We start from the raw sequence: 24,682 nt of genomic DNA on the forward strand, positions 1-24,682 counted from the left end.
TTTGAAAGGAAAAGGTATATGGAGTATAAGGAATTTGTGGAATATATTAAGATGAATGCAGGGTATATAGCTGGAGAAGGTGGTAATATTACTATTAATCATGTGATTAAGAATAATGGCTGTGAGATGGATGGGCTTGTTATTATGGAGAAGGGGAAAGACATCGCGCCAACTATATATCTGGACAGCTTTTATGAATTGTATACGAATGGTGAGAATATTAAGAACATAATACGACAGATAGAGGTTATATATGAACAGAATAAGAATAATGTTACATTTGATGTAAATATTCTTAAGCATTTTGACACTATAAAGGACAAGATTGTTTATAAGGTCGTCAATTACAGAAGTAATGAAAAACTGCTCGAACAGGTGCCGCATAAGAGAATACTTGACCTTGCTGTGGTGTTTTACTGTCTGCTTGATAATGAATATGGAAGAAGTGCAACAGCATTAATATATAATAACAATCTGAAAAACTGGAATGTAACTATTGATGATGTGTATAAAGCTGCTTTGAAGAATACACCGGATCTGCTTCACAGTAAGATTAGTTCAATGGCCGCACTTTTTGAAAAATGTGGTGTTAATGTGGATGGAGAGGAAGTTGATTTAAAAGATTATGTTCCGTCTGATATGTATGTGCTTACGAATGAAAGCAAACTGAATGGTGCAGCCTGCATATTATATGAGAATGTATTGTATGATTTTGCGCAGAAGCTGGGAGCAGATCTGTATATACTACCTTCATCAGTGCATGAGGTTATACTTCTTCCTAAGCTTTCGATGTTTGAGAAAGATGAACTTGTTAATATGGTAAAGGAAGTTAATACAGAAGGGGTTGCTGCAGATGAAGTCCTTTCTGATCATGTATATGAATATAATAGAACAGAAAGATTGATAACTATGTAGGGACAGAATAATACAATAATGTACATGATGGGATTCGAACCCACGATCTTCCGCTCCGGAGGCGAACGCTTTATCCAGCTAAGCTACATGTACACAACATATAATAATTTATATGCTTATATACTATACATTATTAAATTAAAACCCGCAACAATTGAATTAATTTTTTTCTTTTGTTAGAATTAATACATCTGTATATTGATTTGAACTTATCAGCAATGAAGATAAGAATTGGAGGAAACATGTCAGAGCGTATTAATAAATATCTCAGTGCCCATGGAGTCTGTTCAAGACGTGAAGCTGACAGAATGATACAGGAAGGACGTATCACAATTGATGGTAGAATTGCAGTTATGGGTGAGATGGTAGAAGACAATACAATTATATGTGTTGATGGCAGGAAAGTTGACAACACCACACCGCCACAGGTAGTCATAGCTTTTAATAAACCTGTAGGAATTGTATGTACAACAACTGATAAACAGGGAAAGAATAACATAGTAGATTTTATTGGATATAAGGAACGCATATATCCTGTGGGCAGATTAGATAAAGAGTCTGATGGCCTTATACTGCTTACTAATGATGGCGACATGATGGACAGGCTGCTTCGTTCCGTTAATGGTCATGAGAAGGAATACATCGTTTCAGTTAATAAACCAATTAATAAAGAATTTATAAAGAGAATGTCAGGAGGAATATATCTTAAGGAACTCGACAGAACTACAAGAAAATGTGTTGTGGAAAAGATATCAGACAAGACATTCAGAATAATTCTTACACAGGGGCTTAACAGACAGATAAGAAGAATGTGTGCGGAATGTGGATATAGTGTAACTAAACTGACAAGAATAAGGATTATGAATGTGGAATTAGGGAATTTAAAGACTGGTGAGTACAGGGAACTTGACGGTAAAGAGCTTAATACACTTTATGAGCAGATATATAAGCAGATAGAAACAGTCAACATACAGGCTGATAATTAAGGAGCGGATTATGGATTTATTACAGGAATATTCAGAACTTAAGAAGACGATAGATTATCATATGGATAGATATTACAATCAGGACGAGCCGGAGATAAGCGATTATGAGTATGATAAGCTTATGATAAGGCTTAAAGAGATTGAGAAAGAACATCCGGAATGGGTGACATCTGATTCACCTTCACAGAAGATTGGTGGCACTGTAAAAAGAGAAGCCGGGGTTAAGGTCACACATAATGTACCTATGCTGTCTATTGAAGATGTGTTTTCAGAAGATGCAGTGTGTGCATGGATTGATAAGGTTCATGCCATGCATCCTGACTGCACATTTTCAGTAGAGACTAAAATTGATGGTTTAAGCATGAGCTTAAGATATGTAAAAGAAGCAGATGGGAAGCTGCATTTGCAGTTGGCAGAGACAAGAGGAGATGGTCTTATTGGTGAGGATGTGACAGCTAATGCAAGGGTAGTGGGGGATGTGTTACAGGTTATTGACCTTCCTTATGATTCACTAGAACTTCGTGGCGAAGTGTATATGAGCCATGAAGATTTTGAAAAATATAATGAAGAACAGGAAAAACTTGAGAAAAAAACAGCTGCTAATCCCAGAAATCTTGCGGCCGGAACATTAAGACAGCTTGATACTTCAATTACGAAGAAGCGAGGTCTTAAGATGTTTATCTTTAATGTACAGGACGGACCTGATGAGATTATGGAAAGCCACGGCAGGGGAATGGATATATTAAAGGCAGCAGGTGTACCGGTTGTATATCATAAGATATGTAAGACTAAGGAAGAGGTTGTCAGAGCAATTGATGAGATAGGAAGAATGAGAGAAGAACTTCCATATGACATTGACGGTGCTGTTGTAAAGATTGACCATATTGCATTCAGACAGGAGTTCCCTGCAGGAAGCAAGTATTCAAGCGGTCATATTGCATACAAATATCCACCGGAAGAAAAGGTTATTGTTATGGATGATATTCTTGTAGATGTGGGAAGAACAGGAAAACTTACATTTACAGGGATATTCCATGATCCGGAAACCGGAAAGCCTGCAAGGCTGTGTGGTACAAGTGTATCAAGAGCGACTCTTCATAACCAGGATTATATTACACAGATGAATGTAGGTATTGGTGGGGAATATAAGCTGTTTAAGAGTGGAGAGATTATTCCTAAGCTTAATGGATGTGTAAAGGCACCTGAGCATGTGTTTGAAGCACCAAAGGTATGTCCTGTATGTGGGGAACCTCTTGTACGAGAAGAGGACACAGCAGATATAAGATGTGTTAATCCGTCATGTGCAGCACAGTTGTCAAGAACAGTGGCATATTTTACATCTCTTGACTGCATGAATATCATGGGACTTGGTGAAACTCTTGTTGATGCCCTTATAAAAGAAGGATATATACACAATTATGCTGATATATATACATTGAAAGAACACCGAGATGAACTTATTGAGAAGGGAATCATAGGAAAAGAGAAGAATACTGATAAGCTGCTTGCAGCTATTGAGAAGTCTAAACAGAATACACCAGACAGACTGCTTACTGCACTTGGAATAAGAAATGTCGGCAAGAATACAGCCAAGCAGATTATGAATTATTATGATAATCTTATGGCACTTGCTGATGCAGGTGAAGAAGAATTGCAGAATATTCCGGATATAGGCACAACTACAGCCAAATGTATATATGACTTTTTCCATGATGAAGCTAATATTGAATTAATAGAAAGGTTAAGACAGTCAGGGCTTAATATGCAGATGCCAGAGAAAAAAGAAATATCAGATAAGCTTGCAGGAAAGACGATTGTTGTAACAGGAAGTTTTGATAATTACAGCCGTAAGGATATGGAAGAACTGATTGTTTCTAATGGAGGCAAAGCAACAGGAAGTGTCAGCAAAAAGACTGATTATCTTGTTGCAGGAGAGGCAGCAGGCTCTAAGCTTGATAAGGCTAATTCACTGGGGGTTAAGGTGCTTACGATTGATGAATTTATGGAAATGATAAAGTAGAGAAATAACAGATTGATAATGTTATATATGTCTAATATAATATTAATAGAAAACAATTTGTTAAAGAAAGATATGGAGGTGATTATGTATGGCAACTTCAAGCATTACCAAGAATTTTGTGGTTTCAGATAAGAAACAGGTTGAACAATTCGCTGATGCGATTGAAATGTCATATAAAGAATCTCTTTCAGAATCAAGTCCATCTTCTTGCAGATACAGAGAAATACATGAAACAGATGAAGTATACAGAGTAATGGAGAAGTGGAAAAAATTATATGGAGGATGATTTTTTAGTATTAAATATCAGAGAATATATAAAAATGGGAAAAGCTGGAGAAGACATGCTCAGGCAGGTTTTCTCCAGTTTTAAATGTGAGAAAAATCTTGATGTTGAAAGTTTTCTTACAGAACAATCTATAGATTTTACAAAGAAAAACCAGTCGGTTACATATATTGTGATTTTCGCCAGACAAGAATAATATAGTTGGGTATTTTACAATAACAATTAAACCAATTACCGTTAATACAGATGAATTTAGTAATACAGTAAGAAGAAAAATTGCAAGGGTAAGTGAACAGAACTCTGATAATGGAAAATATTCGTTGTCAGCATATTTTATAGCACAGTTAGGGAAAAATTATGATGATAGTATTGGAAATACAATTTCGGGAGACAATTTGCTTTCAATTGCGCTTGGAAAAGTAAAAGAACTACAATATATGGCTGGTGGGATGGTTGTTTTTCTAGAATCTGAAAATAAGGATAGATTATTAGATTTTTATGAAAAGCAGAATGGTTTTAAAAGGTTTGACACCAAAGTTACAAAAAAATATAAAGAAAACTCACATACTTTGGTTCAGTTATTAAAGGTGATATGATATAATCAGACAACAATGATAACAGAAAGAAGGAACAATAATGCCAATTAAGATTCAGAGTGATTTACCAGCTAAAGCAGAATTGGAAGAAGAGAATATATTCGTCATGGACGAAAACAGAGCTATTTCACAGAATATAAGACCTTTGGAGATAATAGTTCTTAATCTTATGCCTATAAAGCAGGACACAGAATTACAGCTTTTAAGAGGGTTATCTAATACACCTTTACAGATAGATGTTACATTTTTACAGATGTCATCACATGTTTCAAAGAATACATCAGCTTCACATATTAAGAAGTTTTATCAGACTTTTGAAGAGATTAAGAACAATAATTATGATGGAATGATTATTACAGGTGCACCTGTTGAGAAGCTTGAATTTGAAGAGGTTAATTACTGGGATGAACTTATAACAGTAATGGAATGGTCTAAGAAGCATGTTACATCAACAATTCATATATGCTGGGGTGCGCAGGCAGGATTGTATTACCATTATGGTATTAAGAAGGAATTACTTCCGAAGAAGCTGTCAGGTGTGTACAAGCACAGGGTTATGAATAGAAAAGAGCCTTTAGTAAGAGGCTTTGATGATGTATTCATGGCACCACATTCAAGATATACACAGGCAAGCAGACAGCAGATTCTTGACAATCCAAGATTTAAAGTACTTGCAGATTCAGATGAGGCAGGAATATATATTGTTCTTGGTGATGGCGGGAAAGAGATTTTTGTTATGGGACACCCTGAATATGACAGATTAACTCTTGATCAGGAATATAAGCGTGATATTGACAAAGGAATTGAGCCTGACCTTCCGGTAAATTATTATCCTGATGACGACTGCAACAGAAAACCATTGCTCTCATGGAGAAGCCACGCCAACAATCTCTATACTAACTGGTTGAATTATTATGTATACCAGATAACTCCTTATGACCTTAATGAAAGTTATGATAATTACTGTATTTAAGGGAGCTGTAGAATTATTGAAATAAATGGTGTGTATATTTTTGCTCAAAAGAATATATTGTTGATTAGCATAGTTATTATTGAGGTCGGAAATGGTTCCTGACACACTCCTCGGAGTACCTGAGATGATGGATACACCGCCCATCCAATAATAATTATGCTTTTTTATTTATAAGATAGCTGTAATGGGTTTATACAGGAGAACACAATGTCAAAAGAACAAGCACTAGAAGAATTATTAAAAATGATAAAAGAGGGAAATATTACAGATTACGATGCAGAATTAGCTTCATATGGGATGTATACATCCCACCCTTTAAAAATCCCCAATCCCATGTTATAATCATTAATCATCAGAAAACGGAGATAAGAACATGAGCGTAGTAACAGAAAAGTCAAAGTGCAGAATTCTTAAATTAGCATCAATGCTTGCGGTAACTATGGGAATTATAATGGCATTTTATGCGTTTTATATTATGTCGGAGCTATATTCATTTTCAGCAACAGAGCAGGGAAAGGCATTATATATGGCTGTCAAGCTGCTGAATATAGCATTTATAGCAGTTATTGTGGAAGGAGTTTACTTTGCAATTGCTGGATTTTATGGAATGACCAATATAGGTGCTGTTGATGCTGTAAAGAAAATCAAAGTTTATGGAATTGTTATGACTATAGCAGGAGTTGTTGATTTAATAATAGTATTTGTGGTATCTAAGTATTCAATAACTGGTAACACGCTGATTCTTATATGCCTTCCAGTTGTAATAGGGATTATGTATCTTGCAGGTGCATTTTATAATGAAAAGCTTATAAAGAATAATAATGGTGTGGAAGGTGATGGCAATGATTGATCCGAATGGAATAATGCCACTTAATTTCTTCAAATACAAGGGTGTGTATACAGGACAGCACAATGGAATGAGATATATGCTTAAGCAGACAGGAGAAAAGCCTGATTTAAAGCTTTCTGCGTGCGTGTGGCGCGGACCATATGCTTCATGTGCTGTTAAGGAAGAAGATAAGACGACAGAGATATTTGAACTGACAGAAGATGGTCGTCTTGCTGCCGTGGAATGGATAAGGCAGCAGTACGAATCCAGACTTGACTATTGGGAAGCGGCACCGTCTATAAAGGACGCTGTTCCGATTGTTCATGAATAAAGAGAATAATATATACAATGCAGCATATGGCGGCACCGGTAAGCAGGAGAGTGTATTCTTCTGCTTCTTTTATTATAAGACCAAATACAATTCGGCATATAATTCTTGATGAAAATATAGATATGACCGCAATACATAATGGCACAATTATACTGCCAAACGGGTCTGGCTGGATGTTCAGCTTCTTGTATATATTAAAAATGTAAAGCAGACTCATGCATATGTTGCTAATAAGAACACCATACAGATAACCGGTTATGCCAAGCTTTGGAATAAGCAGAAATACACAGGCAAGCCGGATGATAATTCCGGTTATATTAATTATGAATGTAAGGGCGGTATGTCCCATGCCATTAGTCACGCTTGTAAGGCTGATTTTTAAGTAGAGGAAAGGACACAGCCATGAAAGAATGCAGGTGTATATGTATACAGAGTCTTCGTGGAACATCATTGCACCTAGGCGCGCACCATAGTTAATGAATAAAAATATGCTTATAATGCCGAGACTCAAACACATGGAAACTGTTCTTTTTACTGTCACAGCAAGATGGTCAGACAGGACATTCGAACTTTCATCAGATACCTTTGGAAGAAGCATAAGTGCAAATGAATTAGCTGCCGTACATGGAAAAAGTACAAGTGGAAGAGCCATTCCTGTAAGTATACCAAACTGGCTTATTGCATCATCTTTGGACAGTCCATGCATGCACAGGATTGCGGGAATAAGAATTGCTTCTGCCCCTTCAAGCAGATGCAGAACAGTCTGATTGGCGTTAATTGGAAATGCATATTTAACAATATATCTGTATTCACGGAGTGAACAGGAGAGCTTCTGCGTCATGCTTTTATTATGAATGGAACGGAAAAACAGCGGAATAGCACAGTATGTGGCAGCTGCAAATTCACCGAATATATTACCGGTAACTGCGTCAGCAATTGATATTGTTGATACATTTTTTATGCGCACATAAAGTATAATAGTGCCAATACGCACAAGCTGTTCGACAAGCTGTGAGGAGGCTGGCAGAAAAGATTCCTTCTGACTGTAATAGTAATTAGATAAGCAGTTATGTATGCACATGAATGGCAGAGAGATTGCAGTTATACGGATTATTCCCTCACAGCGGCTTTCCATAAATATATGGTTTGCAATGAAATCGCTGAATATAAGAAATAAAAGCATAACGGCAATTGAAAGAGAAATAGTAATCTTTAATACGCAGAAAAGCCATTTCAGAGATGGAGATGATGCTGAATATTTTGAAACAGCTACAGAAAATCCACTGCAGCATACTGCAAATGCAAGCGCAATAAGAGGTATGCACATCTGGAATAGTCCGACTCCTGCAGCACCTGTATAATTAGTGAGAAGTATCCGAAAATAAAATCCGAGCAGTTTTGATAGAACGCCGGCAATTGTAAGTATTATGGCGGATTTGAATATGCCACCTTTTAAGGATAATTTATTATTCATAGCAGATACCGCAGATAGACTTATTAACAATATATGCCCTGCCTGAATACAATATTATAAGGAATTGCAGGGCGGAAATATAATGATATATATGGACAATGCGGCGACAACTGCTGTCAGAAAAGAAGTGGCTGAAGCAATGCTTCCATATCTTTTGGGAGATTATGGAAACCCGTCAGGTGTGTACAGGTTGTCTGAAAAAGCTAAAAATGTTGTTGAGGAATCAAGAGATATTATTGCAGATATAATAAATGCTGACAGAAATGAAATATTTTTCACCTCTGGTGGTACAGAAGGGGATAACTGGGCAGTTAAAGCAGAGAGCCTGAAAAGAAAACAGGGACATATAATAGTAAGTTCAATAGAACACCATGCGGTGACGGAATCGGCACTGTGGCTTAAGAATTATGGAATAGATGTCACATTTGCACCAGTTGATGAGCAGGGAATTGTTAAGCTGGAACAGTTAGAAAAAATGATTAGAAATGATACATTTTTAGTGTCAGTTATGCTTGCTAATAATGAAATTGGAACTATCCAGCCGATAGAAAATGTATGTGAAATTGCGCATGAGTATGGTGCAAAGGTTCATTCTGATGCAGTGGCGGCATTTGGACATATTGATGTTGATGTGAAAAAGCTGGGCGTGGATTTCTTAAATGTAAGCGGACATAAGATATGCGGACCAAAGGGCGTAGGATTTCTGTATGTCAGGGGCGGAAAGCCAGAACGGTTCATGCATGGAGGCGGACAGGAGAACGGACTTAGGGCAGGCACTGAAAATGTAGCCGGGATTGCAGGACTTGCGACGGCGGCAAGAATTGCTTATGAAACACTTTCTGACAGGGCAAGGCAGGAAAAGAAAATCAGCGACTATATGATTAAGAGAATACTAAGAGAAATTCCTTATTCAAGACTTAATGGAAGCAGGGAAAGCCGTGTTACGGGCAATATGAATTTCAGTTTTCAGTATGTTAATGGCGGAATGCTGGTTGTAATGCTTAACAAACAGGGAATATGCGCATCTGCAGGTTCAGCGTGTACATCTAATTCAGGAAAGCCTTCACATGTCCTTCTTGCACTTGGACTTGATGAAAAAATAGCAGAAGGTTCACTAAGGCTGACAATTAACCATACAATTACACACAGGGAAGCTGATTATGTGGTTGAGTGTATTAAGAAAGATGTTGCCAGACTGCGGGAATTGGCTTAATATTAATATATCAGACAGTTACGGAGGTTAAAATAATATGTGGTACGAAGAAGCGGTGTTTTATCAGGTATTTCCACTTGGATTTTGTGATGGATTAAGAGACAACGACGGGGTGATGAACAGATGCATATCAGAATTTGCAGACTGGATACCGCATTTGCAGAAGTTAGGAGCTGATGCGGTGTATTTTTCTCCAATTTTTGAGAGCGATTATCATGGCTATGATACAAGGGATTACCGTGTGATAGATAAAAGAATAGGAAGTAATAAGAATTTTGCAGAGCTTGTGTCAAAGCTGCATGAGGCAGGAATAAAGGTAGTCATTGACGGTGTGTTTAATCATGTCGGAAGGGGCTTTTTTGCATTTAAGGATGTATGTGAGAAAAAATGGGATTCTGCCTATAAGGACTGGTTTAACATCAGCTTTGATGGCAATTCACCATATAATGACGGCTTCTGGTATGAGGGCTGGGAAGGATATTACAATCTTGTGAAACTCAATCTGAATAATCCGGATGTGGTTAATTATCTTATTGAGTCGGTGCGTGGCTGGGTTGATGAATTTGATATTGATGGAATCAGACTTGATGTTGCGTACTGCCTTAACAGGGATTTCATGAAGCGTTTAAGATACGAAACAGACCAGATGAAGCAGGAGTTTTTCCTTGTAGGAGAAATGCTTCATGGTGATTACAACACAATTGTGGGTAATGAATGCCTGCACAGTGCAACTAATTATGAGTGTTATAAGGGGCTGTATTCGAGCTTTAATTCAATGAATATGTTCGAGATTGCACACAGCATAGAAAGGCAGTTTGGAAAAGAACCATGGTGTCTGTATACAGGAAAACATCTGCTTACATTTGTTGATAACCATGATGTTTCAAGGATTGCCAGCACACTTACTAACAAAGCACATCTGCCGCTTATATATGCCCTTATGTTCGGTATGCCGGGAATTCCATGTATATATTATAGAAGTGAATGGGGATGCGAGGCAGTTAAGGGGAGCGGCAATGACAATATCCTGCGTCCGGCATTTGATAAGCCGGAATACAATGAGCTGACTGATACAATAAGTTCATTAGGACAAATGTATCATAACAGCAGGGCTTTAAGCTATGGTGATTACACAAAGAAAGTGCTTACAAATAGACAATATGTATTCAAAAGGGAAGCAGATGGAGAAAAAGTGCTTGTTGCAATTAATGCAGATGAGAATGAGTACACAGCGTACTTTGATACAGAATGTGCAGATGCACTTAATCTTATAACAGGTAAGAAGGAAGACTTATCTGGAAAAATAGTTCTTCCACCTTACAGCTTCAGATTTTACAGATGTATGTAGAAGGTGCAGATAAGATACATGTATATAAAATAAGCCTGAGCTCATCATAATCTGATGAACTCAGGCTTTCTTTCATTAAATATTGTGTAGTAATTAAATCCTGCGTTCTTAAGCATATCAGCCACGACATCAAATCTGTAAGCAAAAAACTTAACTTCGTGTGCATCAGAACCTACAGTGATTATCTCTCCTCCGAGGTCGTGATACATTTTAACAATATCAAGGCAAGGATTAGGTTCAGGCATTCCGTATTTAAGACCGGCAGTGTTGACTTCAATTCCTTTTCCTTGCTCAATGATTGTTTTAAGAATTATGCAGATTAAATCGTTAAAATCGTGCCAGTTATATGTGTAAGAATTGGCAGGTATATATCTTGCAATATAATCAAGATGACCATACACATCAAAGTTGTGACAACAGCCAAGATTATCAAGAATACTTTCGTAATAAGTTAAAACAGTATCCTTTGCAGAACGTTTCTCCCAAAACTCAGGGTAGTAGGGATCTTCTCCATATACAAGATGTGACGAGCCTATTATGAAATCAAGCTGTTTTGCAGAATCATAAGCATTAACTCTGTCAGCGACGCTTCTCATAAGTCCCTGTTCAACACCTATGTGAATATTGATTTTATTTTTGTATGATTCTTTCAGATTCTGGAAATACTTAATGTATTCCGGAAAATCAAGGTCAAACATGACTTTTCCATCTTCTAAAGGAGCATCAAAGTCATTATGGTCGGTAAAACAGATGTGTTTAAATCCCAGTGAAATAGCATTGTTAACAACATTTACAGGGTTCTCCTCTGAATCAGAAGAGAACATAGTATGTATATGTGAATCTGATAACAGCATAGTAATGTCCTCCATCAAATATTAGTCATATGCTTAAATGTCAATATACATTATACATAAACATAATTAATCCGCAATTGATATTTTTGATGTTTATGTAGAACATGTAAACTAATGTAAAATATAGGTAATTTTTCCTTGAAAATGATTATTAGTATTGATATTATTAAGAAGACAGCGTATAAATTCTGATTATGTGAATGCGCATAGATGTAGAAGTACCAACTACGCTGTCCGTCCTTGACTTTTATGCGCAGATAGGAGCTTTCGTGAGTTTTGAATTGATACACATTGTGATTATTCTTCTCGGAGGAATAGCGCTTTTCCTTTTTGGAATGCAGCTTATGGGAGATGGATTAAAGAAAGTGGCTGGTGGCAAACTGGAAGTTATTCTGTACAGATTAAGTAATACACCTCTTAAGGGAGTACTGCTTGGTACAGGTGTTACGGCAATTATCCAGTCATCGTCGGCAACTTCTGTTATGGTTGTTGGTTTTGTTAATGCCGGTATGATTAAAATGAAACAGGCTATCGGTATTATTATGGGCGCAATTATAGGTACATCTGTTACTGGATGGGTATTATGTCTTTCTGATATCAGTGGTGGTGCCGGATGGGTAGACTTACTTTCAACAGAGGTTCTTGCTGCTATTATTGGTGTTATTGGCATCATGTTCAGGATGATTTGTAAGAATCCCACTAAGAAGCATATAGGTGATATTATGATAGGTTTCTGTATCCTTATGGTAGGAATGCAGAACATGAGTGCAGCGGTTGCACCATTAAGATCTGAGCCGGCATTTATTGATATGCTTACTAAGTTTTCTAATCCATTTATAGGAATACTTATAGGACTTTTGGTTACTGCTGTTTTGCAGAGTGCGTCTGCTACAGTTGGTATTCTTCAGGCTTTATCAGTTACAGGAGCTATTTCATTTTCAGTAGCACTGCCTATTATAATGGGTATTGCTGTCGGAGCTGCCATGCCTGTTATCATTTCTTCATTTGGTGCGACTACAGATGGTAAGAGAACAGCATTTGTATATCTTCTTGTTGATGCATTGGGTGCTTTAATATGGGCAGTAGTATTTTATAGTGTTAATCATTTTGTGCATTTTTCATTTATGGACAGAACGATGACAACTGTTTCGATAGCATTTGTGAACTCTTTATTCAGAGTTGCAACAGTTGCTGTACTGTTTCCATTCATCAGATTCCTTGAAAAGATGGTATGTGCAATTTTCAAGGAGGTTGTTGATGAGGAAGATAAAGATATTGTTGAAATCAGTGTACTTGATGACAGATTTATTGCTCATCCTACAGTTGCTATTGAACAGGCTAAGACAGTTCTTTGTTCAATGGCACATATGGCACAGAAAAATCTTATTCGTTCCATGGAACTACTGGATACATTTTCGCAGGAAAAATATGACAAGATTCAGAGAAGAGAAGATAAGGTTGACAGATATGAAGATAAGCTTGGAACTTATCTTGTAAAGATTACACAGCAGGAGCTTACTTCTGGACAGAACAAGGAGGTCTCAAAGCTTCTCCATACAATTTCTGATTTTGAGAGAATAAGTGACCATGCTGTTAACATATCACAGGCAGCAGCAGAACTGTTTAATGAAAAGCTTAGGTTTTCTGATTGTGCTGTTGAAGATGTTGAACTGATGTCATTAATTATGAAAGAAATAGTTGGAAATGTAATAGATGCATTTGAACAGAACAAGGTTGAATATGCCTATAAGACAGAGCCGTTAGAAGAACTCGTTGACATATATTGTGATGAAATGAAGATGAATCATGTCAAGCGTGTCCAGAAAGGTGAATGTACACTTCATCAGGGCTTTATATTTAATGATCTGCTTACAGATTTCGAGAGAATTGCTGACCATTGTTCTAACGTGGCAGTTGCGATTATTGAGCTTGAGTTAAATGTGTTTGATACACATGAGTATCTTATTAATCTCAAGAAAGATAATGGAACTAATTTTGATAAATATTTTGAGGAATACAAAGAAATGTTTCCTTTAAGCCAGTATTAAGCAGAGATTAGTGTTAAGTAGACAATATTGGATACAGAATTTGTTAAGATTTCGTCAAAATGACTAATTGATAATGAGTTATTATTGAAAAAAGTGCAAAAATGTAAAAAATGGGAAGAAAGCCTTGATATTTTGCTTCTTCTTATGTAAAATACACGGTAGTTGAAATTTTAACAAACTATGTTATAAAAATTCATTTTAGGAGGAATTGTTTTTATGTCAGTAAAAGTTGCAATCAATGGTTTTGGTCGTATCGGTAGACTTGCATTCAGACAGATGTTTGGTGCAGAAGGATATGAGGTAGTTGCTATTAACGATTTAACAAGCCCTAAGATGCTTGCTCATCTTTTAAAGTATGACTCATCACAGGGAAGATATGTTAACTTCGGTGAGGAAGATCAGGTAACAGCTGATGATGAGGCTGGTACAATCACAGTTAAAGGCAAGACTATCAAGATTTACAAAGAGCCAGATGCTAATAACTGCCCATGGGGAGAGATTGGCGTTGATGTAGTTCTTGAGTGTTCAGGATTCTATACATCTAAGGCTAAGGCACAGGCTCATATTAATGCAGGTGCTAAGAAGGTAGTTATCTCAGCTCCAGCTGGAAACGACCTTAAGACTATCGTTTACAATGTAAACCATGAGACACTTACAGCAGATGATCAGATTATCTCAGCTGCTTCTTGTACAACAAACTGCTTAGCTCCTATGGCTAAGGCACTTAACGATTGTGCAACAATCGAGTCAGGTATTATGTGTACAATTCATGCTTACACAGGTGACCAGATGATTCTTGACGGACCACAGAGAAAGGGTGATTTAAGAAGATCTAGAGCAGGTGCTTGCAACATCGTTCCTAACTCAACAGGTGCTGCTAAGGCTATCGGTCTTGTTATCCCAGAACTTAACGGAAAGCTTATTGGAGCTGCTCAGAGAGTTCCAACACCTACAGGTTCTACAACAATCCTTAATGCTGTAGTTGCTAAGAAGGTTACAGTTGATGAAGTTAATGCTGCTATGAAGGCTGCTGCAACAGAGTCATTCGGTTACAATACAGAGCAGATTGTATCTAGCGATATCGTTGGTATGAGATTTGGTTCATTATTTGATGCTACTCAGACAATGGTTAATGAACTTCCAAACGGTGGTTGCCAGGTTCAGGTTGTTTCTTGGTATGATAATGAGAACTCATACACAAGCCAGATGGTTAGAACAATTAAGTACTTCGCTGAATTAAACTAATCATTTAGATTGTTTTTGCCGGAGAATGGTATGACTATTCTCCGGTTTTTTATAAAGCTGTATATGTAGCTATTTTATGTATTATATGGAGGATATTAATATGCTTAATAAAAAGTCTATTGATGATATCAATGTAAAGGGCAAAAGAGTATTATGCAGATGTGATTTTAATGTACCTTTAGATGGAAGCAGAATTACAGATGAAACAAGACTTGTAGCTGCTCTTCCAACAATCAAGAAGCTTATTGCTGATGGAGGAAAGGTTATTCTTTGTTCACATCTTGGAAAGCCAAAGGGACCAGATGCTGCATTTTCTCTTGCACCAGTTGCAAAGAGACTTTCAGAACTTCTTGGTCAGGAAGTTAAGTTTGCAGCAGATGATACTGTTGTAGGCGATAATGCAAGAGCAGCTGTTGCTGCAATGAATGATGGAGATGTTATTCTTCTTGAGAATACAAGATTCAGACCAGAAGAGACTAAGAACGGTGAAGCATTTTCTAAGGATTTAGCTTCTATTGCAGATGTATTTGTTAATGATGCATTTGGTACAGCTCACAGAGCACATTGTTCTAACGTAGGTGTTACACAGTATGTTGATACAGCTGTTGTTGGATACCTTATGCAGAAGGAAATTGATTTCCTTGGAAATGCAGTTAATAATCCTGTAAGACCTTTCGTTGCAATTCTTGGTGGTTCAAAGGTTTCTTCTAAGATTTCAGTTATCAATAATCTTCTTGATAAGGTTGACACACTTATTATCGGTGGTGGTATGTCTTATACATTCCAGAAAGCACATGGTGGTAATGTAGGTCAGTCATTAGTAGAGGATGATTATCTTGATTATGCTAAGGATATGATGAAGAAGGCTGAAGAAAAGGGCGTTAAAATGCTTATTCCTATCGATACAGTTGTAGCTAAGGAATTCAGCAATGATTCTCCTTCACATGTCGTAGAAGCAGGACATCAGGCAGATGATGACATGGGTATGGATATTGGACCTAAGACATGTGAGCTTTACAAGGAAGCTTTAAAGGATGCCAAGACTGTAGTATGGAATGGACCAATGGGAGTATTTGAATTCCCTAATTTCGCAGCAGGAACAATTGCTGTTGCAGAAGAACTTGCACAGCTTAAAGATGCTACAACAATCATTGGTGGTGGTGATTCAGCAGCTGCTGTTAACAACTTAGGATTCGGAGATAAGATGACACACATCTCAACAGGTGGTGGAGCATCTCTTGAATTCCTTGAGGGTAAAGAACTTCCAGGTGTAGTTGCAGCTAACGATAAGTAATTGATTTTACTGACATAGTTATATAATAATATTTTAATCCAGACCTTATTTTTGTTAAGTGGGGTCTGGATTTTTGTTATTTATTTCACAAACTATACTTGAAATATGTACCAAAGTATGCTATTATTTGTTTTACTAGGATAGTTATATCGGAATAATTTAATAGGATTGTCCATATATATGTTATTATGGATAATTTCCTGTGGGGAGGCGTAGAATGAGAAGAAAAGTAATAGCAGGCAATTGGAAGATGAATATGACACCAAGCCAGGCAGTTAAGCTCGTTACTGAATTGAGACCGAATGTTAATAATCCGGATGTTGATGTTGTGTTCTGTGTACCATCCATTGACATTGTACCTGTGGTGGAGGCAGTGAAGGGATCTAATATACATATTGGTGCAGAGAATGTATATTATCAGGAGAAAGGAGCATTTACCGGTGAGTTATCGCCTGAGATGCTTGTTGATGCCGGGGTAAGCCATGTTATCATAGGACATTCAGAAAGAAGAATGTACTTTAATGAAAGTAATACAGTGCTTAATCTCAAGATGCATAAGGTACTTGAACATGGAATTATCCCAATTCTTTGTTGTGGAGAGACACTTGAACAGAGAGAAAAAGGGATTACACTTGATTTCATTAAAGAACAGATAGTAGAAGCATATGTTGGTGTTACTAAAGAGCAGGTGCTTCATACAATAGTTGCTTATGAGCCAATCTGGGCTATTGGAACAGGAAAGGTTGCAACTACAGCGCAGGCACAGGAAGTATGTGGATTTATAAGAACTGTATTCGAAGAGTTATATGATAAAGAAACAGCGGATCAGATAAGGATTCTTTATGGAGGAAGTGTTAATGCTTCTAATGCAGCAGAGCTTTTTGCCCAGCCTGATATTGATGGTGGACTGGTAGGAGGTGCAAGTCTCAAGCCGGATTTTGCGGATATAGTTAATTATAATAAGTAAATAAGCATGAAAAGACCTTGTTTTGATGATAATATTCAAGACAAGGTCTTTGATTTTTTTTACAAATGTGCTATCATGCTATAGGCAATTAATTAGAATACATTTAAAGGAGAATCACATTATGAGTAAAAAACCAGTAGTTTTAATGGTACTTGATGGTTATGGTTTAAATGATAGAACAGAGGGTAATGCTATTGCTATGGCTAACACTCCTGTTATGGATAAGCTTATGAAGGAATGCCCGTTCCAGAAGGGATATGCTTCAGGACTTGCTGTAGGTCTTCCAGACGGACAGATGGGTAATTCAGAAGTTGGTCATATGAATATTGGTGCTGGTAGAATTATTTATCAGGATCTTACAAGAATTACTAAGGATATTGAAGATGGTACATTCTTTAAGAACGAAGAATTACTTGAGGCAATGGAGAACTGCAAGAAGAATGATTCGGATCTTCACCTTTTCGGACTTTTATCAGATGGTGGTGTTCACAGTCATTTAAGCCATGTATATGGACTTTTAGAGATGGCAAAGCAGCAGGGAGTGTCTAAAGTATATGTTCATGCGTTCCTTGACGGAAGAGATACACCTCCAGCTTCAGCTAAGGGATTTGTTGAGACACTTGAGAATAAGATGGCAGAAATCGGAGTTGGTAAGGTCGCATCTTTATCAGGTCGTTACTATGCAATGGACAGAGATAATAACTGGGACAGAGTAGAAAAGGCTTATGATTCACTTGTAACAGGTGATGGCATTAAGGCCGAGTCAGCTACACAGGCACTTCAGGAGTCATATGATAATGGTAAGACAGATGAATTCGTTGAGCCAACAGTTATCTGTAAAGATGGTCAGCCACTTTCATTAGTTAAGGCTAATGATTCTGTTATATTCTTTAACTTCCGTCCAGACCGTGCAAGAGAGATGACAAGAGCGTTCTGCGATGATAAGTTTACAGGATTTGAAAGAAAGACAGGATTTATTCCATTAACATTTGTATGTTTCAAGGATTATGATGAATCAATCCCTAACAAGAAGGTTGCATTCAAGAAAGAGATTATTAAGAACACATTTGGTGAATTCCTTGCTAATCATGGAAAGAAGCAGTTAAGACTTGCTGAGACAGAGAAATATGCACATGTTACATTCTTCTTTAATGGCGGTGTTGAAGACCCTAATGTTGATGAGTTCAGATTACTCGTTAACTCACCTAAGGATGTTGCAACATATGACTTAAAGCCAGAGATGAGTGCTCCGGAAGTAGGTATGGACTTAGTTGAGGCTATAAAGTCTGACAAATATGATGTTATTATTATCAACTTCGCTAATCCTGATATGGTTGGGCATACAGGTGTTATCCCAGCAGCAATCAAGGCTGTAGAGAAGGTTGATGAGCTTGTTGGCAAGGCTGTAGATGCAGTAAAGGATGTTGACGGAGTTCTCTTCATCTGTGCAGACCACGGTAATGCTGAGAAGATGATTGATTACGAAACAGGAGCTCCACATACAGCACATACAACTAACCCTGTTCCATTTATTCTTGTTAATTATGATGAGAATTATACACTTCGTGAGGGTGGAAGATTATGTGATATCGCTCCTACACTTATAGAAATTATGGGACTTGAGAAACCAGTTGAGATGACAGGTGAGTCTCTTCTTGTGAAGAAGAACTAATTGAATGGTTGAAATTAATTTATTGATTTTTCTTGCACAAAATGTTTATTTGTGATAGAATGACCTATGTTGCCGTATTGGCATAATTATGTAATAAAAAGCGCATGATGCGCAGGAATGAGGATAGTATGAATAAGATAATTCCATTGTTTCATATGTCTGTCGGAGATGTATTAAGAATTGGTTTAATGGGAGTATTTGTGGTAATTTGTATAGCTTTAGCAATAATAATTCTTATGCAGGAAAGTAAGCAGAACGGATTGTCAGGAACAATTAGTGGTGCTGCTGATTCATACTGGGGTAAGAACAAGGGCCGTTCAATGGAGGGCAAGCTTGTTAAGATAACCAAGATTCTTGTAATTCTTTTTATTGTTATAGCAGTTATACTTAATTTTAATTTCTAAATTACGGACACTCTTAAGAAACGGATAATTTCTTAAGAGTGTTTTTTACTTTTACGAGCAATCTGGTGAAATTCGGATATTTTAATGGTAAGAAAGGGATATAAGGGATATGGAGAAGGATATATTTAAACAGCGAAGACAGATGCTTACTGATATGATTCTTAATAATGAACTGTATGTTCCAATGAAAGCTAAAGAAATCGCTATGCTTCTCGATATTCCGAAAGCTAAGCGTTCAGAACTTATGGAAGTGCTTGACAGTCTTGTTGCAGATGGAACAATAGGTGTATCAAAGAAGGGTAAGTATATGAAGCCTGAAAATGTAGCACTTGTCGGAACATTTGAAAGCACAAGCAGGGGCTTTGGTTTTGTAGTAATACCTGACAGGGAAGATGATATATTTGTTAAGGCTAATGACACGATGAATGCTTTCTATCATGATAAAGTCAAGGTTGTGATAACTACTGAGAAGAATGGCGGTAAGAGGGCTGAAGGTAAGATTGTTGCTATTGTTGAGCATGAGGTTAAGGAAGTTGTCGGAACATTCCAGAAGAACAGAACGTATGGTTTTGTTATTCCTGATAATGCAAAGATTAACTGTGATATATTTATACCGCAGGAATTCATGAATGGAGCGGTTGAAGGTTCTAAGGTAGTTGCTTCTATAAGTGATTACGGCAGCCAGAGTAAGAATCCACAGGGGAAGGTCACAGAAGTACTTGGACATATAGATGACCCGGGTGTGGACATAATGTCTATTATCAAGGCATATGATTTACTAGTGGAGTTTCCTGAATCAGTTAAGAAGGCAATTAATGATATTCCTGATGTTGTCAGTGAAAAGGATAAGGCTGGACGAGTTGATTTAAGAAATGTTCAGATGGTTACTATAGATGGTGAGGATGCGAAGGATTTAGATGATGCAGTATCTATCTCGAAAGAAGGACCTGTATATCATCTAGGTGTCCACATTGCGGATGTAAGTCATTATGTTACAGAGGGAAGTGCGCTGGATAAAGAGGCACTTAAACGAGGTACGAGTGTTTACCTTGTAGACCGTGTTATTCCAATGATACCGCATAAGTTATCTAATGGGATATGTTCACTTAATCAGGGAGAAGACAGACTGGCACTCAGCTGCCTTATGGATATTGATGAAAAGGGAAATATTGTTGGACATAGAATATGTGAAACTGTTATTAATGTAGACAGAAGAATGAGCTATACAAGCGTAAAAAAGATTCTTGTAGATAATGATACTAATGAAATTATGAAGTATAAAGAGCTTGTTCCAATGTTTCATATGATGGAAGAGGCTGCGGAGCTTCTTAGAAAGAAGAGATTTGCAAGAGGTTCGGTTGATTTTGATTTCCCTGAAAGTAAGATTATACTTGATGAGAATGGCCACCCGACTGATATTAAGCCGTATGACAGAAATGTAGCAACTAAGATTATTGAAGATTTTATGCTTGCTGCTAATGAAACTGTTGCAGAGGATTATTTCTGGCAGGATATGCCATTTCTATATAGAACTCATGAGAATCCTGATCCTGAAAAAATGCGTAAGTTAGCCACATTTATTAATAACTTTGGTTATACATTAAGACTTACTGATGATTTAAGACCTAAGGAGATTCAGAAGCTTCTTTCTGAGATAGAGGGTTCTGATGCTGAGAATCTTATAAGCAGACTGACACTCCGCTCTATGAAGAAAGCTAAGTATACTACTGAATGTGTAGGACATTTTGGACTCGCTGCCAAGTATTACTGTCATTTCACATCGCCTATCAGAAGATATCCTGATCTCCAGATTCACAGAATTATCAAGGAGAATCTTCACGGAGGTTTAAGTCCTAAGAGAGCTGCCCATTATGATGCAATATTACCGGATGTTGCTGTCCAGACAAGTGCGATGGAGCGGCGTGCGGCAGATGCTGAAAGAGATACAGACAAGCTTAAAATGGCTGAGTATATGGAACAGTTTGTTGGAGAAACATTTGATGGAGTTGTTTCGGGTGTTACCGCGTGGGGCGTATATGTTGAACTTCCAAACACTATCGAGGGCATGGTTTCTATCAATAATATGAAGGGATTCTATACATTTGACGAGGAACACTATGAGATGGTAGGAGAACTTGGGAACAGAAGTTATAAGCTCGGACAGAAGGTTAAGGTTGTGGTTATAGGCACCGATAAGATACTAAGAACAATTGATTTTGCATTTGCATAGAATAGAATGGAGACTGACATGGCATCAAAAACAAGCGCATCTGGAAACAGACTTATAGCGAACAATAAGAAAGCTTATTTTGATTATTTTATAGAAGAGAAATACGAGGCGGGCATGGTACTTCACGGCACTGAGGTTAAATCAATCAGAGCAGGTAAGTGCTCAATTAAGGAATCTTATATCAAGATTGAGAATGGCGAAGTGTATGTATTAGGTATGAATATTACACCATATGAGAAGGGAAACATATTCAATAAAGATCCTTTAAGACCTAAGAAGCTGCTTCTTCACAAGAATCAGATTAATAAGCTTACTGGTGAACTTACAATTAAAGGTTACACACTTGTTCCTCTTCAGGTATATCTGAAAGAGGGAAAGGTGAAGATGGAAATTGGTCTTGGAAAAGGTAAGAAGAACTTTGACAAGAGAGATTCTATTGCAAAGAAAGACCAGATAAGAGATGCACAGAAGGAATTCAAGAATAAGAATCTCAGATTTTAGAAATATTTTATCAGTTTTGAATAACAAGTTCATTGACTTGGCATTATGCCAATGTTAATATAAATAAGCAGATAAAACTGCTTACACACGGGCTAGTAAAGGTTTCGACGGGGATCTTGAAGCTGGTGAAGCTATCCGCAGGAAAGCGTCAAAATCCAAACTTAAATATAAACGCTAACGATAATTTAGCATACGCTGCCTAATTGCAGCAGTCTGACTTAAAGCACCTACACTTTAAGACCCAGGCTTCGAACATGTAGGAAACGACAGTATCAAAGCTTTGAGATGCTGGTCGTATCATGAAGCTACTAAAGGTGCAAGGGTGTTGATTCTCGTGTACCGGAGGGAATGTTAAACAATCAACTATGATAGTAGAAGAACAGGGAATGGGTTTTCGGACAGGGGTTCGACTCCCCTCTGGTCCATAGGAAAAAGGGAGTGAGGAAGCGTGAGCTTCTTCGCTCCCTTTTTCCTATGGACCAGAGGGGAGTCTTATTAATGGATAAAACATGGCGTAGCCGGGTTTTTGGACAGGGGCGCACGAGGTCCGGTGGACCTCGGTTTTGCGCCGACCGGAGCGGAGCGAAGAATTCGACTCCCTTTTGTGGGGGAGGTGGATACACGGCAGATTGGACGTTGAAGCGGAGATATGGCACGAGGAAGTCCAAAAGGGATGAGCAAGAGCGGTGGATTGGATGTTGAAGCGGAGTTAAGGTATGCTGAAGTCCAAAAGGGATGAGCAAGAGCGGTGGATTGGACGTTGGAGCGGAGTTAATGTATGCTGAAGTCCAAAAGGGATGAGAAAGCGTGGCAGATTGGACGTTGAAGCGGAGGAAAGGTATGCTGAAGTCCAAAAGGGATGAGAAAGCGTGGCAGATTGGACATTGAAGAGAATGTAAGGTACGAGAAAGTCCAAAACACCAGGTACACTTGCCACACAATACTCAATAGCGTAAAATAAGTACAATCACATAAGTAAGGAGGAGCCAGCTATGAACAGAGCTGTTGTTTATTATTCATTATCAGGAAATACAAAGGAAGCTGCAAAGGTTATTGCAAGAAAGTTGGGAGCAAAAATCTTTGAGATAGATTTAGTTAAGCCATTACCTAAGAATACAGTGAGGCAGATGATTGTTGGAGGAATGCAGTCAACATTTGGAAGAAGACCTAAGATAAAAGGTGTTCCGGATAACATAGATTATTATGATGAAATTATATTAGGTATGCCGGTATGGGCAGGTATGCCGGCGTCTCCGGTCAACACATTTATAAAAAATTACGGCGTGGCAGATAAAATTGATGCTGTGTTTACATTCAGCGGTGGTGGTGACAATGACAGATGCCTTCTGCAGCTGTCAAAGAGTCTTAAGAATCTAAAAAATCAGGTTGCGTTAGCAGACCGCAGTAATAATGCTGCAAAGGATAATCAGGAGAAGCTTGAAAAGTTTGTTATGAGTATCAAGTAGAAATTATACAATAATATGGCAGGTTTATGATATTAGTCAGGGGTAGAATATGAGGTTTAAAAATGTGTTTTGTACACAATTATATAAAGATACATTTTCTAAAGTTTTAAAAGAAGATGAGTTTACACACGGAGATGAGATTCTGGTTGATATGGAAGAACCAGATGGAGACAGGATATCTTATATTATAATGCACCATGGACATTCCATATCTGATTGCAAGGCATTTGTCACGACAACTGATGAAAATGTTCTAATTGCTGTGTTTGACTTGTGGGGAAAGTTTTATAAATGTTATATCATAAAGAATGATAGTATAAAAAATGTTGAAGTTGAAAATGTTCTTGGCGGTAAGGAGATAAAATTTGATGGTGAATCACAATATGGAAAAATATCTGTAAAAATGGCAGCGGTCAACAGACAGTTTGGCACAGATTTAAAGTTTCAACGGGAACATCTTCAGTTATTTGCTGCGAATCTGAAAAGAATTTCTGAAAATCCCAAGTGCTTTATACAAGATAAAGATCAGGTAAACAGCAACAATAATATTGATAGTGATGAAATAAGCATAGATTTAAGTCTGGTTGAATTGACAGATACTCAGAGAAGACAACTGATAGGTAACAGAAAATTTGAGGATTTCAATCTTGAAAGCCATAATATAAATATTATTTATGGAGTCTATGAAGCTAACAGAGATATTGTATTGACCCTTACAAGCTTTACATCTACAATATTGACCCAAGATGGCGGCGACTATAATTATTGTATTTTGTACAAAGAAAAAGAGTATGGCGTTACATATGGTTTTAACTGGGATGATAAAAAATTAAATGGAATACATAACAGAACACCATTTTGTCAGAATGTAGTTGAAAGCATGGTCAGATATTATGAAGATTCATTTCACGAAAGATCGGAGCTGGAAGAAAATGTTAGAAAAAGATTTGAGAAAGAATATAATATGGAGATACATGATTTCCTTAAATTTTATATAGAAAATGTTATGGATAACTCATAAGAACTACATTTA

At 37.3% G+C, this 24,682-nt stretch carries 24 protein-coding genes, 1 tRNA gene and 1 other RNA gene; 23 read left to right on the top strand and 3 right to left on the bottom strand.

Annotated features, from left to right (window positions below; genetic code table 11):
- Window positions 1–18: 18 nt before the first annotated feature.
- On the top strand, window positions 19–915 hold the full coding sequence (locus GKE48_RS10265; protein WP_022098696.1) for a DUF5688 family protein: 897 nt from the start codon (window positions 19–21) through the stop codon (window positions 913–915).
- A 19-nt stretch (window positions 916–934) separates the two neighbouring features.
- Here the strand turns inward: GKE48_RS10265 and GKE48_RS10270 are convergent.
- Window positions 935–1,008: transfer RNA gene (locus tag GKE48_RS10270), tRNA-Arg, on the bottom strand.
- Between the two features lie 125 nt (window positions 1,009–1,133).
- On the opposite strand from GKE48_RS10270, the gene GKE48_RS10275 reads away from it, so the two are divergent.
- The 9 genes from GKE48_RS10275 to GKE48_RS10305 all read left to right on the top strand — a co-directional run bounded on the left by GKE48_RS10275 (window position 1,134) and on the right by GKE48_RS10305 (window position 6,933).
- Window positions 1,134–1,901 carry a pseudouridine synthase gene (locus GKE48_RS10275; RefSeq protein ID WP_154301031.1) on the top strand — a complete coding sequence of 256 codons (768 nt, stop codon included), beginning with the start codon at window positions 1,134–1,136 and terminating at the stop codon, window positions 1,899–1,901.
- A gap of 10 nt (window positions 1,902–1,911) precedes the next feature.
- Window positions 1,912–3,921, top strand: a complete 2,010-nt coding sequence (gene ligA, locus GKE48_RS10280; RefSeq protein WP_022098694.1) for an NAD-dependent DNA ligase LigA — start codon at window positions 1,912–1,914, stop codon at window positions 3,919–3,921.
- Window positions 3,922–4,009: 88 nt separating this feature from the next.
- Complete coding sequence (locus GKE48_RS10285; protein WP_154301032.1) at window positions 4,010–4,207, top strand: hypothetical protein; 198 nt, start codon at window positions 4,010–4,012, stop codon at window positions 4,205–4,207.
- Entirely contained in the window at window positions 4,197–4,400 is a 204-nt protein-coding gene (locus tag GKE48_RS15035; RefSeq protein WP_330583123.1) for a hypothetical protein, read from the top strand. Before GKE48_RS10285 ends, GKE48_RS15035 begins: the two co-directional genes overlap by 11 nt.
- A gap of 124 nt (window positions 4,401–4,524) precedes the next feature.
- The gene (locus tag GKE48_RS15040) at window positions 4,525–4,800 is read left to right on the top strand and encodes a hypothetical protein (RefSeq protein WP_330583124.1); all 276 of its coding nucleotides are present in this window, start codon (window positions 4,525–4,527) and stop codon (window positions 4,798–4,800) included.
- Window positions 4,801–4,840: 40 nt separating this feature from the next.
- Entirely contained in the window at window positions 4,841–5,773 is a 933-nt protein-coding gene (gene metA, locus GKE48_RS10295) for a homoserine O-acetyltransferase MetA (RefSeq protein ID WP_154301033.1), read from the top strand.
- A gap of 207 nt (window positions 5,774–5,980) precedes the next feature.
- Window positions 5,981–6,115: a hypothetical protein gene (locus GKE48_RS14955; RefSeq protein WP_279238056.1), complete on the top strand. Its 135-nt coding sequence runs from the start codon at window positions 5,981–5,983 to the stop codon at window positions 6,113–6,115.
- Window positions 6,116–6,146: 31 nt separating this feature from the next.
- Window positions 6,147–6,623: a hypothetical protein gene (locus tag GKE48_RS10300; protein WP_022098689.1), complete on the top strand. Its 477-nt coding sequence runs from the start codon at window positions 6,147–6,149 to the stop codon at window positions 6,621–6,623.
- Window positions 6,616–6,933 (top strand): hypothetical protein, encoded by a 318-nt coding sequence (locus GKE48_RS10305; protein ID WP_242865576.1) that lies wholly within the window; start codon window positions 6,616–6,618, stop codon window positions 6,931–6,933. The genes GKE48_RS10300 and GKE48_RS10305 overlap by 8 nt, the downstream gene beginning before the upstream one ends.
- On the opposite strand, the gene GKE48_RS10310 is transcribed toward GKE48_RS10305, so the two are convergent.
- Complete coding sequence (locus GKE48_RS10310; RefSeq protein ID WP_147345935.1) at window positions 6,899–8,407, bottom strand: oligosaccharide flippase family protein; 1,509 nt, start codon at window positions 8,405–8,407, stop codon at window positions 6,899–6,901. The genes GKE48_RS10305 and GKE48_RS10310 overlap by 35 nt on opposite strands.
- 82 nt (window positions 8,408–8,489) lie before the next feature.
- Between GKE48_RS10310 and GKE48_RS10315 the strand changes: the two genes are divergently transcribed.
- Complete coding sequence (locus tag GKE48_RS10315; protein WP_118362696.1) at window positions 8,490–9,620, top strand: cysteine desulfurase family protein; 1,131 nt, start codon at window positions 8,490–8,492, stop codon at window positions 9,618–9,620.
- Between the two features lie 37 nt (window positions 9,621–9,657).
- A complete protein-coding gene (locus GKE48_RS10320; RefSeq protein ID WP_154301034.1) occupies window positions 9,658–10,968 on the top strand; it encodes an alpha-amylase family glycosyl hydrolase in 1,311 nt (436 codons plus the stop codon).
- A 44-nt stretch (window positions 10,969–11,012) separates the two neighbouring features.
- On the opposite strand, the gene GKE48_RS10325 is transcribed toward GKE48_RS10320, so the two are convergent.
- Window positions 11,013–11,822: a histidinol-phosphatase HisJ family protein gene (locus GKE48_RS10325; RefSeq protein ID WP_070098655.1), complete on the bottom strand. Its 810-nt coding sequence runs from the start codon at window positions 11,820–11,822 to the stop codon at window positions 11,013–11,015.
- A 200-nt stretch (window positions 11,823–12,022) separates the two neighbouring features.
- Here GKE48_RS10325 and GKE48_RS10330 point away from each other — a divergent pair, with 200 nt between their 5' ends.
- The 11 genes from GKE48_RS10330 (at window position 12,023) to GKE48_RS10380 (ending at window position 24,670) form a co-directional block, all read left to right on the top strand.
- On the top strand, window positions 12,023–13,870 hold the full coding sequence (locus tag GKE48_RS10330) for a Na/Pi cotransporter family protein (RefSeq protein ID WP_055285765.1): 1,848 nt from the start codon (window positions 12,023–12,025) through the stop codon (window positions 13,868–13,870).
- Between the two features lie 216 nt (window positions 13,871–14,086).
- Window positions 14,087–15,115, top strand: a complete 1,029-nt coding sequence (gap, locus tag GKE48_RS10335) for a type I glyceraldehyde-3-phosphate dehydrogenase (protein WP_012739424.1) — start codon at window positions 14,087–14,089, stop codon at window positions 15,113–15,115.
- Window positions 15,116–15,215: 100 nt separating this feature from the next.
- Window positions 15,216–16,409, top strand: a complete 1,194-nt coding sequence (locus GKE48_RS10340) for a phosphoglycerate kinase (protein ID WP_055215160.1) — start codon at window positions 15,216–15,218, stop codon at window positions 16,407–16,409.
- 217 nt (window positions 16,410–16,626) lie between these two features.
- Window positions 16,627–17,376, top strand: a complete 750-nt coding sequence (tpiA, locus tag GKE48_RS10345) for a triose-phosphate isomerase (protein ID WP_012739422.1) — start codon at window positions 16,627–16,629, stop codon at window positions 17,374–17,376.
- Between the two features lie 121 nt (window positions 17,377–17,497).
- Window positions 17,498–19,048, top strand: coding sequence for a 2,3-bisphosphoglycerate-independent phosphoglycerate mutase (gpmI, locus tag GKE48_RS10350; RefSeq protein ID WP_012739421.1), 1,551 nt, complete (start codon window positions 17,498–17,500; stop codon window positions 19,046–19,048).
- 128 nt (window positions 19,049–19,176) lie between these two features.
- On the top strand, window positions 19,177–19,452 hold the full coding sequence (gene secG / locus GKE48_RS10355; RefSeq protein WP_228003404.1) for a preprotein translocase subunit SecG: 276 nt from the start codon (window positions 19,177–19,179) through the stop codon (window positions 19,450–19,452).
- Between the two features lie 109 nt (window positions 19,453–19,561).
- A complete protein-coding gene (gene rnr / locus GKE48_RS10360) occupies window positions 19,562–21,682 on the top strand; it encodes a ribonuclease R (RefSeq protein ID WP_012739419.1) in 2,121 nt (706 codons plus the stop codon).
- An 18-nt stretch (window positions 21,683–21,700) separates the two neighbouring features.
- Entirely contained in the window at window positions 21,701–22,183 is a 483-nt protein-coding gene (gene smpB / locus GKE48_RS10365; protein ID WP_022097410.1) for an SsrA-binding protein SmpB, read from the top strand.
- A gap of 89 nt (window positions 22,184–22,272) precedes the next feature.
- Window positions 22,273–22,611: a transfer-messenger RNA gene (gene ssrA / locus GKE48_RS10370) on the top strand.
- 564 nt (window positions 22,612–23,175) lie between these two features.
- Window positions 23,176–23,649: a flavodoxin gene (locus GKE48_RS10375; protein WP_154301035.1), complete on the top strand. Its 474-nt coding sequence runs from the start codon at window positions 23,176–23,178 to the stop codon at window positions 23,647–23,649.
- 49 nt (window positions 23,650–23,698) lie between these two features.
- A complete protein-coding gene (locus tag GKE48_RS10380; RefSeq protein ID WP_154301036.1) occupies window positions 23,699–24,670 on the top strand; it encodes a hypothetical protein in 972 nt (323 codons plus the stop codon).
- Window positions 24,671–24,682: the final 12 nt, after the last annotated feature.

The sequence above is a fragment of the Lachnospira eligens genome, from assembly GCF_009680455.1.
Taxonomy (GTDB): Bacteria; Bacillota; Clostridia; order Lachnospirales; family Lachnospiraceae; genus Lachnospira; species Lachnospira eligens_A.